The 16,857-nt window shown below is 73.8% G+C and carries 16 protein-coding genes; 15 read left to right on the top strand and 1 reads right to left on the bottom strand.

Going from position 1 to position 16,857, the window contains the following annotated elements:
• Window positions 1-20 precede the first annotated feature (20 nt).
• The 14 genes from ACZ6O2_RS17055 (at window position 21) to ACZ6O2_RS16990 (ending at window position 13,248) form a co-directional block, all read left to right on the top strand.
• Window positions 21-920, top strand: coding sequence for a tryptophan 2,3-dioxygenase (locus ACZ6O2_RS17055; RefSeq protein ID WP_350708485.1), 900 nt, complete (start codon window positions 21-23; stop codon window positions 918-920).
• A gap of 19 nt (window positions 921-939) precedes the next feature.
• Entirely contained in the window at window positions 940-2,247 is a 1,308-nt protein-coding gene (gene kynU / locus ACZ6O2_RS17050; RefSeq protein WP_466023483.1) for a kynureninase, read from the top strand.
• Complete coding sequence (locus ACZ6O2_RS17045; protein ID WP_350708482.1) at window positions 2,244-3,581, top strand: FAD-dependent oxidoreductase; 1,338 nt, start codon at window positions 2,244-2,246, stop codon at window positions 3,579-3,581. The genes kynU and ACZ6O2_RS17045 overlap by 4 nt, the downstream gene beginning before the upstream one ends.
• Window positions 3,582-3,604: 23 nt before the next feature.
• The gene (locus ACZ6O2_RS17040) at window positions 3,605-5,086 is read left to right on the top strand and encodes a 2-hydroxymuconic semialdehyde dehydrogenase (RefSeq protein WP_466023545.1); all 1,482 of its coding nucleotides are present in this window, start codon (window positions 3,605-3,607) and stop codon (window positions 5,084-5,086) included.
• A complete protein-coding gene (locus ACZ6O2_RS17035; protein WP_350708480.1) occupies window positions 5,083-5,880 on the top strand; it encodes a 2-keto-4-pentenoate hydratase in 798 nt (265 codons plus the stop codon). The genes ACZ6O2_RS17040 and ACZ6O2_RS17035 overlap by 4 nt, the downstream gene beginning before the upstream one ends.
• On the top strand, window positions 5,877-6,827 hold the full coding sequence (locus ACZ6O2_RS17030; protein ID WP_350708478.1) for an acetaldehyde dehydrogenase (acetylating): 951 nt from the start codon (window positions 5,877-5,879) through the stop codon (window positions 6,825-6,827). The genes ACZ6O2_RS17035 and ACZ6O2_RS17030 overlap by 4 nt, the downstream gene beginning before the upstream one ends.
• The gene (gene dmpG / locus ACZ6O2_RS17025; RefSeq protein WP_350708476.1) at window positions 6,824-7,882 is read left to right on the top strand and encodes a 4-hydroxy-2-oxovalerate aldolase; all 1,059 of its coding nucleotides are present in this window, start codon (window positions 6,824-6,826) and stop codon (window positions 7,880-7,882) included. Before ACZ6O2_RS17030 ends, dmpG begins: the two co-directional genes overlap by 4 nt.
• Window positions 7,883-7,996: 114 nt before the next feature.
• On the top strand, window positions 7,997-8,770 hold the full coding sequence (locus tag ACZ6O2_RS17020; protein ID WP_466023482.1) for a 2-keto-4-pentenoate hydratase: 774 nt from the start codon (window positions 7,997-7,999) through the stop codon (window positions 8,768-8,770).
• Window positions 8,771-8,894: 124 nt separating this feature from the next.
• Complete coding sequence (locus ACZ6O2_RS17015; RefSeq protein ID WP_350708472.1) at window positions 8,895-9,326, top strand: RidA family protein; 432 nt, start codon at window positions 8,895-8,897, stop codon at window positions 9,324-9,326.
• Window positions 9,323-9,847: a 3-hydroxyanthranilate 3,4-dioxygenase gene (locus tag ACZ6O2_RS17010; RefSeq protein ID WP_350708470.1), complete on the top strand. Its 525-nt coding sequence runs from the start codon at window positions 9,323-9,325 to the stop codon at window positions 9,845-9,847. The genes ACZ6O2_RS17015 and ACZ6O2_RS17010 overlap by 4 nt, the downstream gene beginning before the upstream one ends.
• Window positions 9,847-10,881 carry an amidohydrolase family protein gene (locus tag ACZ6O2_RS17005; protein ID WP_466023481.1) on the top strand — a complete coding sequence of 345 codons (1,035 nt, stop codon included), beginning with the start codon at window positions 9,847-9,849 and terminating at the stop codon, window positions 10,879-10,881. The genes ACZ6O2_RS17010 and ACZ6O2_RS17005 overlap by 1 nt, the downstream gene beginning before the upstream one ends.
• Window positions 10,882-11,029: 148 nt before the next feature.
• Window positions 11,030-12,493 (top strand): amidase, encoded by a 1,464-nt coding sequence (locus ACZ6O2_RS17000; protein WP_466023480.1) that lies wholly within the window; start codon window positions 11,030-11,032, stop codon window positions 12,491-12,493.
• A 55-nt stretch (window positions 12,494-12,548) separates the two neighbouring features.
• Window positions 12,549-12,854 carry an aa3-type cytochrome oxidase subunit CtaJ gene (gene ctaJ / locus ACZ6O2_RS16995; RefSeq protein ID WP_466023479.1) on the top strand — a complete coding sequence of 102 codons (306 nt, stop codon included), beginning with the start codon at window positions 12,549-12,551 and terminating at the stop codon, window positions 12,852-12,854.
• Window positions 12,841-13,248: a DUF5130 family protein gene (locus ACZ6O2_RS16990; protein ID WP_350708464.1), complete on the top strand. Its 408-nt coding sequence runs from the start codon at window positions 12,841-12,843 to the stop codon at window positions 13,246-13,248. Before ctaJ ends, ACZ6O2_RS16990 begins: the two co-directional genes overlap by 14 nt.
• A gap of 119 nt (window positions 13,249-13,367) precedes the next feature.
• Here the strand turns inward: ACZ6O2_RS16990 and pepN are convergent, their stop codons facing one another.
• Window positions 13,368-15,917 (bottom strand): aminopeptidase N, encoded by a 2,550-nt coding sequence (gene pepN / locus ACZ6O2_RS16985; RefSeq protein ID WP_466023478.1) that lies wholly within the window; start codon window positions 15,915-15,917, stop codon window positions 13,368-13,370.
• A gap of 211 nt (window positions 15,918-16,128) precedes the next feature.
• On the opposite strand from pepN, the gene ACZ6O2_RS16980 reads away from it, so the two are divergent.
• Complete coding sequence (locus ACZ6O2_RS16980) at window positions 16,129-16,752, top strand: mycothiol-dependent nitroreductase Rv2466c family protein (protein ID WP_466023477.1); 624 nt, start codon at window positions 16,129-16,131, stop codon at window positions 16,750-16,752.
• Window positions 16,753-16,857 lie beyond the last annotated feature (105 nt).

Genomic DNA, 16,857 nt, shown 5'->3' with positions numbered 1-16,857 from the left:
CAGCGAGCAGAGGAGGAGCGGTGGAGCAGACGGACCTGCGGGAGCCCACCCGGGCGGCGGTACGCCCGGTCACCCCGGGGCAGCGCGCCGCCCGAGCGGCCCGCAACGGCGGGGAGCCGACCCTGGAGTTCGCCGAGCGGGTGCCGTACGACGCGTACGTGCAGGCCAGCACGCTGCACCGGCTGCAGCGACCGCTGAGCGACGACCCGGGCGAGATGTCCTTCCTGATGGTCAGCCAGATCATGGAGCTGTACTTCGGGCTGACCTGCCACGAGCTGCGCGAGACCCAGCGGCTGCTGCGCGTCGACCGGGTGTGGGACGCGCTGGCCCCGCTGCGCCGTGCCGCCCTGCACCTGGAGGCGCTGAACGCCGCCTGGAAGGGGCTGCGCTGGATGACCCCGGCCGACTTCAACCGGTTCCGCAACCTGCTGGGCGAGGGCTCCGGCTTCCAGTCGGCGATGTACCGGCACCTGGAGTTCCTGCTCGGGCTCCGGGACGAGGCGCTGATCCGGCCGTTCCGGCGCCAGGCCGAGGTGCACGCCGAGCTGCGGGCCACCCTGGCCGCGCCGAGCGTCTGGGACGACGTGCTCGCGCTGCTCGCCCGGCACGGCCACGACCTCCCGGCCGACCTGCTGGACCGGGACGTCGCCGTCGAGCACGAGCCGCACGCCGCCGTCGAGGCGGCCTGGGTGCGGATCTACGCCCACGCCGGGCCGGACAACCACCTCCGGCTGCTGGGCGAGGCGCTGACCGAGGTCGCCGAGCAGTTCGGCGACTGGCGACAGCACCACGTCAAGGCGGTGCAGCGCACAATGGGCGCCAAGGTCGGCAGCGGCGGCTCCGCCGGACTGGCGTGGTTGCAGCGCAGCATGGCCCGGGTGGTCTTCCCCGAGCTGTGGTCGGCCCGGACCGCGATGTGACCGGAGAGCGAGACACCCCATGAACACCCCCGCACCAGACTCTTCCGGGTTCGCCGCCGGCGAGGCCGAGGCGCGCCGCCGCGACGCCGCCGACCCCGGGCACCGCCACCTGTTCCACGTGCCGGCGGCCGACGGCGGGCGCTACCCCGAGGCCGCGTACCTGGCCGGCAACTCCCTCGGCCTGCAACCGCGGGCCACCCGTGGGGAGCTGCTCGCCGACCTGGACGCGTGGAGCCGCCTGGGGGTCGAGGGCCACCTGGAGGCGGAGCGCCCCTGGCTGCCGTACCACGAGCTGCTGACGGCGCCCGCCGCGCGACTGGTCGGCGCCGCCCCGGCGGAGGTCGTGGTGATGAACTCCCTGACGGTGAACCTGCACCTGCTGATGGTCAGCTTCTACCGGCCGGCCGGGGCGCGGACCCGGATCGTCATCGAGGACAGCGCCTTCCCCTCGGACAGCTACGCCGTGCGCAGCCAGGCCCGCTTCCACGGCCTGGATCCGGACGCCACCGTCGTCCGGTTGCGCCCCCGCGCCGGCGAGGACACCCTGCGCACCGAGGACGTGACCGACTACCTGGCCGCCGAGGGCGACCGGGTGGCGCTGGTGCTGCTCGGCGGGGTCAACTACCTCACCGGCGAGCTGATGGACATTCCGGCGATCACCGCCGCCGGCCGCGCGGCGGGGGCCGTCGTCGGCTGGGACCTGGCGCACGCCGCCGGCAACGTCCCGCTGGCCCTGCACGACTGGGACGTCGACTTCGCCGCCTGGTGCTCCTACAAGTACCTCAACTCCGGGCCGGGCGCGCTGGCCGGCGTGTTCGTGCACGAGCGGCACCTGGGCGACCCCGGGCTGCCGCGCTTCGAGGGCTGGTGGAGCACCGACGCGGCGACCCGGTTCGAGATGACCCCGGTCTCCCGCCCGCCGGCCACGGTGGAGGCGTGGCAGGTCTCCAACCCGCCGATCTTCGCGATGGGCCCGGTGCGGACCTCGCTGGAGCTGTTCGACTCCGTCGGCATGCCGGCGCTGCGCGAGCGCAGCATCCGGCTCACCGGCTACCTGGCCGGGCTGCTCGACGGGGTGACCGCGGAGCGCCCGCTGACCGTGGTCACCCCGCGCGAGCCCGAGCGGCGGGGCTGCCAGCTCTCGGTGCGGATCGGCGCGGGCAGCGCCGCCGGGCTGGCCAAGCGGCTGCGGCACGAGCACGGCGTCATCGCCGACGCCCGGGAACCGGACATCATCCGGTTCGCCCCGGTGCCGCTCTACTCCACGTACCACGACTGCTGGCGGGTCGCCGACGCGCTGGCCACCACGGTGGAGGTCAAGTCATGACCGAGGAACGGGACGAGATCGCGGTGGTCGGTGCCGGCCTGGCCGGCTGCCTGCTGGCCTGCTTCCTGGCCCGCCGCGGCTACCCGGTGGCGCTCTACGAGCGGCGGCCCGACCCGCGTACCGGCACCGTCGAGCGGGGACGCTCGATCAACCTGGCGCTCTCCGAGCGGGGTCTCGACGCGCTGCGCCGCATCGGCCTTGACGGGCAGGTGCTCGCCGACGCGCTGCCCATGCGCGGCCGGATGGTCCACCCGGTCGTCGGGGAGCCGCAGTTCCAGTCGTACAGCGCCTCCGGCGACCGGGCGATCAACTCGATCAGCCGGGGTGCGCTGAACAACGCCCTGCTGGACGCGGCCACCGCCCTGCCCGGGGTGCGGACCGCCTTCGACCACCGGCTGGTCGGGCTCGACCCGGCCACCGGCGAGATGACCTTCGAGACCCCGGCGGGCAAGGTCGCGGCCAGCGCGTCGGTCGTGCTCGGCGCCGACGGCGCCGGCTCGGCGGTGCGCGGGCAGTTGCTGGCGTACGGGCTGCTGACCGAGAGCCTGGACTTCCTCGACTACGGCTACAAGGAGCTGACGATCCCGCCGCTGGGCGGGGACTTCGCCCTCGACCCGGACGCCCTGCACATCTGGCCGCGCGGCACCTCGATGATGATCGCCCTGCCGAACCCGGACCGCTCGTTCACCTGCACGCTCTTCTGGCCCACCCACGGCACCGCCAGCTTCGCCTCGCTGGGCAGCCCCGCGGCGATCGAGCGGCACTTCGCCGAGCACTACCCCGACCTGCCGCCGCTCGCCCCGAACCTCGTCGACGACTACCAGCACAACCCGGTGGGCGTGCTCGGCACCGTGCGCTGCACGCCGTGGCAGGCGGACGGGCGGGTCGGCCTGCTCGGCGACGCGGCGCACGCCATCGTCCCGTTCTACGGCCAGGGCGCCAACTGCGCCTTCGAGGACGTCGTCGAGCTGGACCGCTGCCTGGACGAGTGCGCCGACGACTGGTCCGCGGCGCTGCCGCTGTTCCAGCAGCGGCGACAGGCCAACGCCGAGGCCATCGCGCGGATGGCGCTGGCCAACTTCGTGGAGATGCGGGACAAGGTGGCCTCCCCGCTGTTCCAGGCCGGCCGGAAGGTCGAACACGCGCTGGAACGGGCGCTGCCGGGCCGGTACGTTTCCCGGTACGAGCTGGTGTCCTTCTCGACCACCCCGTACGCCGAGGTGGTGCGGCGCGTCCGCCGTCAGCACCGGGTGCTGGCTGCGGTGGCCGCCGGCGCGGCGGCGCTGCTGGCCGGCGCGGTCGGCGTGGCGATCAACCGAGGGAGGCGTCGATGACCGTCACCTGGGATCCCCGGCTGATGACCGGGCGGGCGCCCGACGGTCCGGGCCTGCTGCGCAACTTCGTCGGCGGCGAGTTCGTCGACGCCGGGCGCCGGTTCACCAAGCGCAGCCCGGTCACCGGCGAGCCGGTCTTCGAGGTCGTGGAGGCCGACCGGGCGCGCGTGGACGACGCCGTCGCCGCCGCGCGGGCGGCGCTGCGCGGGCCGTGGGGCCGGATGGGGGAGCGGGAGCGCGCCGAGGTGCTCCGCCGGGTCGCCGACGAGCTGGAGCGCCGCTTCGACGACCTGGTCACCGCCGAGGTCGCCGACACCGGCAAGGCCATCTCGCAGGCCCGCACCCTGGACATCCCGCGCGGCGCGGCGAACTTCCGCGCCTTCGCAGAGATCGTGGCGACCGCGCCGACCGAGTCCTTCACCACGGTCACCCCGGCCGGCGGCCGGGCGCTGAACTACGCGGTCCGCAAGCCGGTCGGCGTGGTCGCGGTGATCGTGCCGTGGAACCTGCCGCTGCTGCTGCTCACCTGGAAGGTCGCCCCGGCCCTGGCCTGCGGCAACGCGGTGGTGGTGAAGCCCAGCGAGGAGACTCCCGCCTCGGCGACCCTGCTCGCCGAGGTGATGGCCGCCGCCGGCGTGCCGGACGGGGTGTTCAACCTGGTGCACGGCTTCGGCCCGGACTCGGCCGGGGAGTTCCTCACCCGCCACGCGGGGGTCGACGCGATCACCTTCACCGGCGAGTCGGCCACCGGCGGCGCGATCATGCGGGCCGCCGCCGACGGCGTGAAGGCCGTCTCCTTCGAGCTGGGCGGCAAGAACGCCGGGCTGGTCTTCGCCGACGCCGACCTCGACGCGGCCGTGGCCGGATCCGTCCGCTCCAGCTTCACCAACGGCGGGCAGGTCTGCCTCTGCACGGAGCGGATCTACGTGCAGCGCCCGGTGTTCGAGGAGTTCACCGCCCGGCTCGCCAAGCGGGCCGGGGAGCTGCCGTACGGCTGGCCGGCCGACGAGGCCACCGTCAACATGCCGTTGATCTCGCACCAGCACCGCGCCAAGGTGCTCGGCCACTACGACCTCGCCCGCGCCGAGGGCGCCGAGGTGCTGGCCGGGGGTGGCACGCCGGCCTTCGGCGACGCCCGCGACGGCGGCGCGTACGTGCAGCCGACGGTGCTGACCGGGCTGGGCCCGGACGCCCGCACCAACACCGAGGAGATCTTCGGCCCGGTGGTGCACGTCGCCCCGTTCGACGACGAGGACGAGGCGTACGCGCTGGCCAACGGCACCGAGTACGGCCTGGCGGCGACGGTCTGGACGCGGGACGTCGGGCGGGCGCACCGGGCCGGGGCCCGGCTCGACGCCGGCATCGTCTGGGTGAACACCTGGTTCCTGCGCGACCTGCGCACCCCGTTCGGCGGGGTGAAGGCGTCCGGGATCGGGCGCGAGGGCGGCGTGCACTCGCTCGACTTCTACTCCGAACTCACCAACGTCTGTGTGGACTTCTCATGATCGATTACGAGGCCGCGGCCCGGGAACTGGTCGACGCGCGGGAGAGCGGCAAGCCCTGCCCGCCGCTGCGCGGGCGGCTGCTGCCCGAGGGGGACGTCACCTCGGCGTACCTCGTCCAGCAGCTCCAGGTGCGGCAGTGGTTGCAGCGGGGCCACCGCCGGGTCGGCGCGAAGATCGGGCTGACCTCGCGGGCGGTGCAGGAGGGCCTCGGCGTCTACCAGCCGGACTTCGGCGTGCTGATTGACGCGATGGCGGTGCCGGACGGGGCCGAGGTGGCGATCGACCGGCTGCTCCAGCCCCGGGTGGAGGCGGAGGTCGCCTTCGTGCTCGGCGCGGACCTGCCCGACGAGCGGGTCACCACCGCGGACCTGGTCCGGGCGGTCGACCACGTGCTGCCGGCGATCGAGATCGTCGACTCGCGGGTCGCCGGCTGGGACATCTCCATCGTGGACACCGTCGCCGACAACGCCTCCAGCGGCCTGTTCGTGCTGGGCACCACGCCGCGCCGCCTCGCCGACGTGGACCTGCGGCTGTGCGGGATGGTCCTCGAACACGCCGGGGAACCGGTGTCGGTCGGCGCGGGCGCGGCCTGCCTGGGCAACCCGTTGCACGCGCTGGAGTGGCTGGCGCAGACGCTGGCCCGCTCCGGCGATCCGCTGCGCGCGGGCGACGTGGTGCTCTCCGGGGCGCTCGGCCCGATGGTGCCGGTGACCCCGGGCGCGGCGTACGAGGCGCGGGTCTCCGGCCTCGGCTCGGTCCGGACGTGTTTCTCGTCGTCGGAGGAGGCGGCATGACTGTCGGGGTGGCGGTGATCGGGTCCGGCAACATCGGCACCGATCTGATGATCAAGGTGCTCCGGCTGAGCGACAGCCTTCGGATGGTGGCGATGGCCGGCATCGACCCGGCCTCCGACGGCCTGGCCCGGGCCCGGCGCCTCGGCGTGGCGACCACCGCCGAGGGCGTCGACGGGCTGGTCGCGATGCCCGAGTTCGCCGACGTCGAGCTGGTCTTCGACGCCACCTCGGCCGGCGCGCACCGGCACAACGACGCGGTGCTGCGGGGGCACGGCCGCACCGTGGTCGACCTGACCCCCGCCGCCGTCGGCCCGTACGTCGTGCCCCCGGTCAACCTCGACGAGCACCTGCACGAGCGCAACGTCAACATGGTGACCTGCGGCGGGCAGGCCACCGTGCCGATCGTCGCCGCCGTCGGCCGGGTCACCCCGGTCGCGTACGGGGAGATCGTCGCCTCGATCGCCTCGAAGTCGGCGGGGCCGGGCACCCGGGCGAACATCGACGAGTTCACCGAGACCACCGCCCGGGCGATCGAGGTGGTCGGCGGCGCCGAGCGCGGCAAGGCGATCATCGTGCTCAACCCGGCCGACCCGCCGCTGCTGATGCGGGACACGGTCTACTGCCTCTGCCCGGACGCCGACGCCGACCGGGCCGCGATCGCCGCCTCGGTGGCGCGGATGGTGGCGACCGTCCAGGAGTACGTCCCCGGCTACCGGCTCAAGCAGGACGTGCAGTTCGACCGGGTCGACACGTACGTGCCGTCGCTGGGTCGGCACCTGACCGGGTTGCAGGTCTCCGTCTTCCTGGAGGTCTCCGGCGCCGGGCACTACCTGCCGGCGTACGCCGGGAACCTGGACATCATGACCTCGGCCGCGCTGCGCACCGCGGAGCGGCTCGTGGCCCTGCGCGCGGCGGACCGCGACGCCGCCGTGGAGGTGACCGCATGACCGACCTGTACATCCAGGACGTGACGCTGCGCGACGGCATGCACGCCATCGCCCACCGCTACACCGTCGACCAGGTGCGCACCATCGCCGCCGCGCTCGACGCGGCCGGGGTGGCCGCCATCGAGGTGGCGCACGGCGACGGGCTCGCCGGCTCCAGCGTCAACTACGGCCACGGCGCGGCCAGCGACGCCGAGTGGATCTCGGCGGCGGCCGAGGTGCTGACGACCGCGAAGCTGACCACCCTGCTGCTGCCCGGCATCGGCACCATCGCCGACCTGAGGGCGGCGAAGGCGCTCGGGGTGACCAGCGTGCGGATCGCCACCCACTGCACCGAGGCGGACATCTCCGCCCAGCACATCTCCTGGGCCCGCGAGAACGGCATGGACGTCTCCGGCTTCCTGATGATGTCGCACATGAACGATCCGGCCGGGCTCGCCGCCCAGGCCAAGCTGATGGAGTCGTACGGGGCGCACTGCGTCTACGTCACCGACTCCGGTGGCCGGCTGCTGATGTCCGACGTGGCCGAGCGGGTCGACGCGTACCGGCAGGTGCTGGAGCCGGCGACGCAGATCGGCATCCACGCCCACCACAACCTGTCGCTCGGGGTGGCCAACAGCGTGGTCGCGGTCGAGCACGGCCGGATTCTCGGCGACGGCCCGCTCGGCGCGCCGCACGGCCGGACGGTGCGTGTGGACGCCTCACTGGCCGGGCAGGGCGCCGGCGCCGGCAACGCGCCGTTGGAGGTCTTCGTCGCCGTCGCCGAGCTGCACGGCTGGAAGCACGGCTGCGACGTCTTCGCGCTGATGGACGCCGCCGACGACGTCGTCCGGCCGTTGCAGGACCGGCCCGTGCAGGTCGACCGGGAGACGCTCTCGCTGGGGTACGCCGGGGTCTACTCCAGCTTCCTCCGGCACGCCGAGCGGGCCTCGGAGAAGTACGGCGTGGACGTCCGGTCGATCCTGGTCGAGCTGGGCCGGCGCCGGATGGTCGGCGGGCAGGAGGACATGATCGTGGACGTGGCGCTGGACCTCGCCGGCAAGGAGGAATCGCTGTGAGCGCGAGGAGTGAGCCGGTTTTGCGAGCCCCGCAGTCGCGAACGGAGGTGGCACGGTGAGCGCGAGGAGTGAGCCGGTTTTGCGAGCCCCGCAGTCGCGAACGGAGGTGGCACGGTGATCGGCCCGGACACGGCGGGGATCGCCGAGCGGTTGGGCGCGGCGGCCGACACCGCCACCGCGATCCCGCAACTGGCGGCCGAGGCCGGCCTGGACGTCGACGCCGCGTACGCGGTGCAGACCGTGCTGTTGCAGCGCCGGCTGGACCGGGGCGAGCGGTTGGTCGGGCTGAAGATGGGCCTGACCAGCAAGGCGAAGATGGCCCAGGTCGGTGTGGACGAGGTGATCTGGGGTCGGCTCACCGACACGATGCGGGTGCCGGACGGCGGCACGGTCGAGGTCGGCGACTACATCCATCCCCGGGCCGAGCCGGAGGTGGCGTTCCTGCTGGACCGGCTCCCCGAGCCCGGCGAGCCGGTCGGCGACTTCACCGACGCGGTCCGGGCGGTCGCCCCGGCGATCGAGCTGATCGACTCCCGGTACGCGAACTTCACCTTCTCGCTGCCGGACGTGGTCGCCGACAACGCGTCGGCCGCCGCGTTCGTGGTCGGGCCGTGGTGCCCGGTGCCGGACGGGCTGGACAACCTGGGCGTGCTGCTGGAGGTCGACGGGCGGGTGGCCCAGGTCGGCTCGACCGCGGCGATCCTCGGTGACCCGCGCCGGGCGCTCGACGAGGGCATCCGCCTCGCGGGCCGGCACGGGGTGCGCCTCCGCGAGGGCTGGGTGTTCCTGGCCGGCGCGGCCACCGCCGCCGTGCCGCTGCGTCCGGGGGCTCATGTCCGGGCCGTAGTGGAGAAGCTCGGCACCGCTTCGCTGCGGGCGTCGTCGTGATCGGGGTGGGGGGTTCCGGGCAGCCCGCCCAGCTCCGGGCGGTCAGGCTTGATCCCTCCGCCGGGCGGGCTGCCCGGAACCCCGTCGTGGTCGCCGCTCCGGCGTCCCTGCCAGGTGGTGGGTCATGAGCGGGACCGAGGCGCGCGTCGTGGCGGGGAAGGCCGTGCCGCGGGGGGCGTTTCCGCACGTCAAGGTGGCGGGTGGGTTCGTCTTCGTCTCCGGTACGTCGTCGCGGCGGCCGGACAACACCTTCGCCGGCGTCGAGGTGGACGAGTTCGGCACCACCAACCTCGACATCCGGGTGCAGACCCGGGCGGTCGTCGAGAACATCCGGGACCTGCTGCGCTCGGTCGGCGCGGACCTGTCCGACCTCGTGCAGGTCACCACCTATCTGGTCAACATGAACGACTTCGGTGGCTACAACGAGGTCTGGGCGGAGTTCTTCGACGCGACCGGCCCGACCCGCACCACGGTGGCGGTGCACCAGTTGCCCCACCCGCACCTGCTCATCGAGATTCAGGCCGTGGCCCTTCTTCCCTCGGGAGGTCAGTCATGAGTGAGATCGCCGAGCCGTTCAGCTTTCCGGGCTGGATTGCCGAGAACCAGCACCTGCTCAAGCCGCCGGTGGGCAACAAGGAGATGTTGCCGGGCAGCGACGACTTCATCGTCATGGTGGTGGGCGGGCCCAACCAGCGCACCGACTTCCACGTCGACCCGTACGAGGAGTTCTTCTACCAGGTCAAGGGCAACATGCACGTCAACCTGATGACCCCGGAGGGGCCGCGGACGGTGCACATCCGCGAGGGCCAGATGTGGATGCTGCCGCGCAACACGCCGCACTCGCCGCAGCGGCCGGAGGCCGGCTCGATCGGGATGGTCATCGAGCGGGTACGCGAGGAGGGCACGCTGGAGAGGTTCCAGTGGTACTGCCCGGAGTGCAGCCACAAGGTGCACGAGGTCGAGTTGCAGGTCCGCGACATCGCCGCCGACCTGCCCCCGGTCTTCCAGGCGTTCTACGCCGACGAGAAGGCGCGCACCTGCGACAACTGCGGCGCGCTGCACCCGGGCAAGGGCTGATGGCGGGTCCCGCCGAGGGCCTGCCGGGGCAGGCGCGGTTCCCGGTGGTCGACGTGCACACGCACGTCGTACCGAGGGGGTGGCCGGACCTGGCCGCGGCGTGCGGCGGGTCCGGCTGGCCCTGGCTGCGGGTCGACTCCGAGCGCGCCGCCATGATCATGGTGGGGGAGACGGAGTTCCGGCCGGTCGGCGCGGAGTGCTGGGACGCGCCGACGCGGCTCGGCGACATGGCGGCGGACGGCGTCGACGTGCAGGTCGTCTCGCCCACCCCGGTCTTCTTCGGCTACGACCGCCCCGCCGACCAGGCCGCGAAGGTCGCGCGGATCTTCAACGACCTCACCCTGGAGGTCACGGCCGCCGGCGGCGACCGGCTGGTGCCGTTCTGCCAGGTGCCGTTGCAGGACGCGGACGCCGCCTGCGCCGAGCTGGACCGCTGCCTCGCGGCCGGGCACGCGGGCGTGGAGATCGGCAACCACGTCGGCGACCGCGACCTCGACGACGCCGGGATCGTGCAGTTCCTGACCCACTGCGCCGAGGTCGGCGCGCCGGTCTTCGTGCACCCGTGGGACATGCCGGGCGGCCCCCGGCTGGACCGCTGGATGGCCCGCTGGCTCACCGGCATGCCCGCCGAGACGCACCTGTCGGTGCTGGCGCTGATCCTCGGCGGCGTCTTCGACAAGGTGCCCGACACGCTGCGGATCTGCTTCGCCCACGGCGGTGGCAGCTTCCCGTTCTGGCTGGGCCGCGCCGACAACGCCTGGCACCGCCGGGGCGATCTGGTGCGCGGATCCTCCGCCGCCCCGCCCAGCTCCTACGTCGACCGGTTCCGCGTCGACTCGGTCGTCTTCTCCGGGCCGGCGCTGCGGCTGCTGGTCGACACGATGGGCGCCGACCGGGTGCTGCTCGGCAGCGACTACCCGTACCCGCTGGGGGAGCGGCCGGTCGGGCGGGTGGTGCGCGAGGCGGACTTCCTCACCGACGACCAGCGCGCCAAGCTGCTCGGCGGCAACGCCCTGCGCTTCCTCGGTCGGTAACGGGACGGGGCAGGAGTGCCGTACGTCGCACGGGCGCGTTCGGCGAGGGACCGGCCGGTTCCGGCGTGCCGGGGGACCTGGGCCTCTCGCCGGGCCGGCCGGTCGTGTCGTCCGGCAAAGCGGCGGCCGGACCAGGCAGGATGACGGGATGGCCGAGCCGCACGACCTGACCGCGCTGGAGCAGGCCGCCGCGATCGCCCGCGGCGAGCTGTCCAGCGTCGAGCTGGTCGAGCACCACCTCACCCGGGTCGACGCGCTCGGCGACACGGTCGGCGCGTTCGTCACGGTCACCCCGGAGCTGGCCCGCGCGGCGGCCCGCGCCGCCGACGCCGCGCCCGCCGGGGACCGCGGCCCGCTGCACGGCGTGCCGACGGCGATCAAGGACCTCACCCTCACCGCCGGGGTGCGCACCACCTTCGGCTCGGCCGCGTTCGCCGACTTCGTGCCGCCCGTCGACGCCGACGTGGTCCGGTTCATGCGCGCGGCCGGGCTGGTCAGCCTGGGCAAGACCACCACCTCCGAGCTGGGCTGCTCGCTCTACTCCGAGGGGCTGGTCGCCCCGCCGGCCCGCAACCCGTGGGACCTGGCGTACACCGCCGGGGGCTCCAGCGGCGGGGCGGCGGCGGCCGTCGCGGCCGGGCTGGTGCCCGTCGCCCAGGGCTCCGACGGCGGCGGCTCGCTGCGCATCCCGGCGTCGCTGTGCGGGCTGGTCGGCTACAAGCCGAGCCGGGGCCTGGTCCCCGGCGGCCCCGTCGGGTTCGGCGCCTACGGCCTGCCGACCAACGGGCCGGTCGGGCGGACGGTCGCCGACGTGGCGGCCCTGCTCGACGTGCTGGCCCAGCCGGTGCCCGGCGAGCCCTACCTGGCGCCCGCCCCGCCGGCCGGCGGCTTCCTCGCCGCGGCCCGGGCGGCGGAGCCCGGTCGGCTGCGGGTGGGCCGGTTCACCGCCCCGATGCTCGCCGAGGAACCGGTCCACCCCGACTGCGTCGCCGCCGTGGACCGGGCCGCCGCGCTGCTCACCGCCGCCGGCCACGAGGTGGTCGACGTCCCCGCGCCGCTCGGGCCCGCGGTGTGGCCGCTGTTCGAGATCGTCTGGTACGTGCTGGCGCTCGCGCCCGTGCCGCCGGAGCGGGAGGGCGACCTGCTGCCGCTGACCCGCCACCTGCGCGCCCGGGGTGCGGAGGTCTCCGCCGGCACCCTCACCGCCACGCTCGGCGAGCTCCAGGCGCAGGTGCGCCTCGGTGTCCGGCGCACCGCCGGGTGCGACCTGCTGCTCTGCCCGACGCTCGCCGCGCCCCAGGCCCCGGTGGGCTGGTTCGCCGAGGGCGGCGACCCGGCGGAGGATTTCGACCGGCAACGCCGGTTCTCGCCGTACTGCGCCGTCTTCAACGTCACCGGCGATCCGTCGGTTTCGCTGCCGGTCGGCGTCACCGCCGAGGGGTTGCCCGTGGGAGTCCTGCTCACCGGCCGGTACGGCGACGACGCGAGGTTGGTCGCCACCGCTGCGCAACTGGAGAACTCCAGTGGCCGGTGGGAACGCCACCCCGCAATCTGGCGGACCGTCGGCTCCGCTAACGTGAATGGCAGCGGAGTCGGGCGGTCGACACCATGATCGTCCACCCGACCCGGATTTTCGAGGTCTCTTCTTCCGCCTGGGGGCGTTGGGATTGTCTGTAACCGAGACGTTGCTGGTCTTCGTCGGCATCCCGGCCGCCGCTGTGCTGGTGATCGCCGGCCTGGCGTACGCCGGTAGCCGTGGTGGCGGCGGTGGCGGCGACAAGCGCTACCGGCCGGGCCGGCCCTTCGACTTCACTCCGGTCTGGTTCCTGGGCCGTCCGGAGCAGCTGGCCGACTCGGCCGGCACCGCCCTGGCAGCGGGCGCGCAGGCGCCGGCGCTGACCAGCCGCAAGCAGGAGAAGGCCGGCATCGAGGCGCCGGCCGGTGGAACCGGAGGCGCAAGTGACCGTTGGTGAGAAGCAGGTCGGGACGGGGAATCCGCCCGAGGTGCTGGACGGGCCGTTCACGACCCGCCAGCTGCTGCGCATCGACGAGGCCCTGCGCCTGGCCGACCAGGGCACCGGCCTGGTCTTCTCGGTGTTCGTCGGCGGCCTCGACGAGCCGATCCGGGAGCACGCCGAGCGGCTGCACCGCCAGCTCGCCGAGCCGGACCGGTCGGTGCTGATCGCGGTGTCGCCCAACCAGCGCCAGCTGGAGATCGTCACCGGCCGGCACGCCCGCAAGCGCATCCCGGACACGTACGCCCGGCTCGCTGCCCTGTCCATGGTGGCGGCCTTCGGCGGCGGCGACCTGGCCGGCGGCATCATCAACGGCCTCGACCAGCTCGCCAGCCACGCCGGCAAGGGCTGAGCGCCCCCGTTCACACCGAAGCCCGGTCCGCCAGTGCGGACCGGGCTTCGTCGTGAGCGGACCCGGGCGGTCGGGCCGGCGCGGGTCTCCCCACGCCGGCCCCGGCCTGTCGGACCTGCTCAGGCGCTCCGGGCGTCCCTGGCGCGGGCCTTGAGGGCCCGGACGACGCCGTCGCGGCCCTCGGCGACCAGCCGGCGCAGCGGGGCCGGGTGCCCGTCGGCGGCCAGCCACGCGTCGGTCGCCGCCACGGTCTCGTCCTCCACCAGGTACGTCGGGTACGCCAGCTGCGCGAACTCCTGCGCCGGCTCGCTGTCCCGGCTGGCCCACACCTGACCCACCACGGCGAAGTACTTCTCCCGGTACGGCGCGGTCAGCTCGACCTGCGCCGCGTGGGTGAAGCCCTGCAGCAGCGCCCGGTGCCGCCAGTTCGGCAGTGCCTCCGGCCCGGTCAGCTCCGCCCAGACGGCGGCCTTGTTCTCCGCCGTCGGCACCAGCGCGTGCGCGTGCGCCGCCTCCCGGTCGCCGCTGGCCGTCCGGTCGGTGGCCAGCTCGGCCTCGATCTCGGCGGGACCGGCCGCGCCGTTGGCGACCAGCGCGTCCAGCACCGTCCAGCGCAGCTCGGTGTCGACGGTCAGCCCGGCGGGGACGCCGCTGCCGGCCAGCCAGCCGCGCAGGGTCGCCAGGTCCTCGGCGGAGCGGGCCGCCGAGGCGTACGCCCGGGCCCACGCGAGCTGGAAGCCGCTGCCCGGCTCGGCGGCGGCCAGCGCGGTGCGGGCGGTGCGGGCCAGCTCCGCCCAGCCGGTCGGCGCCCAGGCCGGGTCGGCGTAGACGGTGAGGGTCGTGGTGGCCTGCCGCAGCGTCGCGGTGACCAGGTTGATGTCGGTCTCGGCGGGCAGCCCGGCCAGCACCAGCGCCACGTAGTCGCGGGCGGCCAGCTCGGCGTCCCGGGTCATGTCCCAGGCGGCCGTCCAGCAGAGCGCGCGGGCCAGCGACGACTCGAGCCCGGCGATGTGCTGCACCACGGTGGCCATCGACCGCTCGTCCAGCCGCAGCTTGGTGTAGGTGAGGTCGTCGTCGTTGAGCAGCAGCACGTCGGCGGCGCGCACGCCGCGCAGCTCGGCCAGCTCCGTCCGCTCGCCGGTCACGTCGACCTCGATGCGCTCGCGGCGGACCAGCCGGCCGTCGGTCAGGTCGTAGAGGCCGACCCCGATCCGGTGCGTGCGCAGCGTCGGGTGCCCGGCCGGCGCCTCCTGGCGTACCACGACGTTCTCGTAGGCGCCGTCCGTCCCGATGGTCACCTCCGGCCGCAGCGTGTTGACCTGCGCGGTCTCCAACCACTGCGCGGCGAACTTGCGCAGCTCCCGGCCGGAGGCGGCCTCCAGCTCGGTGAGCAGGTCGTCGAAGGTGGCGTTGCCCCACGCGTGCTTGCCGAAGTACGCCCGCAGGCCGGCCAGGAACGGCTCCTCGCCCACGTACGCGACCAGCTGCTTGAGCACGCTGGCGCCCTTGGCGTAGGTGATCCCGTCGAAGTTGACCTCGACGGCCTCCAGGTCCGGCATCTCGCAGTAGACCGGGTGGGTGGAGGAGAGCTGGTCCTGCCGGTAGCCCCAGTTCTTGCGGATGGAGAGGAAGGTCGTCCACGCCTCGCGGAACCGGGTCGCGTGGGTGTTGCACCAGTGGCTGGCCCACTCGGCGAACGACTCGTTCAGCCACAGGTCGTTCCACCAGCGCATGGTGACCAGGTCGCCGAACCACATGTGGGCCAGCTCGTGCAGGATCGTGTTGGCCCGCTGCTCGTACTCGAAGTCGGTCACCTGCGAGCGGAAGATGTAGTGCGCCTCCGCGTGCGTGACGCAGCCGAAGTTCTCCATCGCGCCGGCGTTGAAGTCGGGCACCCAGAGCTGGTCGTACTTGGGCAGCGGGTAGCGGACGCCGAACTGCTCGTGGAAGAAGTCGAAGCCCTGCTTGGTGATCAGGAAGAGGTCGTCCGAGTCCATGTACTGCGCCATGGAGGCGCGGCAGTACGCGCCCAGGTCGATGCCGTCGTGGCTGTCCCGCACCTCGTGGTACGGGCCGGCGCAGAGCGCGGTGATGTAGGTGCTCATCCGCACGGAGGTGGCGAAGTGCACCGTCTTGAGGCCCTCGCCCGCCGGTTCCTCGCGCTCCACCGGCATGTTCGAGACCACCTTCCAGTGGTCCGGGACGGTGGCGTGCCAGGTGTAGACGCTCTTCAGGTCGGGCTGGTCGAAGCAGGCGAAGACCCGCTGCGCGTCCGCCGTCTCGAACTGGCTGTAGAGGTAGGTCTCGCCGTCGACCGGGTCGACCGTGCGGTGCAGGCCCTGCCCGCTGTTCGAGTACGCGAAGTCCGCGTCGACCACCAGCGTGTTCTCGCTGCCCAGCCCGGACAGCGTCAGACCCTTCTCCGCCGACCAGCCGCCGAGGTCGACCGGGGCGCCGTTCAGCGTCGCCGACCGCACCGAGTCGGCGGCCACCTCGATGAAGGTGCTCGACCCCGGCTCGGTGCACCGGAACCGGATCTCGGTGGTGGATCGGAAGGTGCGACCCTCGGCCGCCTGGACGGCGGTCGAGAGGTCCAGACTGATGTCGTACCCGGTCACGTCGAGCAGGCGGGCCCGCTCGGTGGCCTCGACCTGCGTCAGGTTGCGCACTCCCGGCACTGTTCGTCTCCATCCCGTCTCGCCGTACGCCTCGTTGGCGCCGTCACCGACCGCTCGTGACGGCCGGATTCGAGTCTTCCATGCACGAACACCCCGCGGTGGGCGAGGTCACGCTCTCATTCCGGTGTCGGTCGATGGCCGGCGGGGTGAAGATCAGGGAAGGCGCCGGAGGCCGGCGCCACCTGTCGTGAAGGGACCAACCGTGAGCGAGCGTGTCGCCGTAGACATGTGGTTCGACCCCATCTGCCCGTGGGCGTGGATCACCTCCCGCTGGCTGCTGGAGGTCGAGCAGGTCCGGGACGTGGACGTCCGCTTCCACGTGATGAGCCTGTCGGTGCTGAACGAGGGCCGGGAGGTGCCCGAGAAGTACCAGGAGCTGATGCGCACGGGCTGGGGGCCGGTGCGGGTCTGCATCGCGGCGGAGCAGCGGTACGGCCAGGAGGCCGTCCGGAAGCTCTACACCGCGCTGGGCACCCGGATCCACCTCGGGGAGGAGAAGCTCTCGCCGGAGCTGTTCGCGGCCGCGCTGGCCGACGCCGGGCTCGACCCGGCGCTGGCCGAAGCCGCCGAGAGCGCCGGTTACGACGAGGCGCTGCGGGCCAGCCACGAGGCCGGCATGCGCCCGGTCGGCACCGACGTCGGCACCCCGGTGATCCACGCGCCCGGCCCGGACGGCGGCATGGTCGCCTTCTTCGGCCCGGTGGTCACCCCGCGTCCGAAGGGCGAGGCGGCGGGTCGGCTCTGGGACGGCGTCCTGCTGGTCGCCGGCACCCCGGGCTTCTACGAGCTCAAGCGCTCCCGCGAGCTCGGCCCCATCTTCGACTGACCTCCACGGCGGTGGGGGGGGGGGGGGGGGGGGGGGGGGGGGGGGGGGGGGGGGGGGGGGGGGGGGGGGGGGGGGGGGGGGGGGGGGGGGGGGGGGGGGGGGGGG

Source organism: Micromonospora sp. NPDC048040, assembly GCF_055587185.1.
This window is presented reverse-complemented; position numbering and strand designations above follow the sequence as displayed.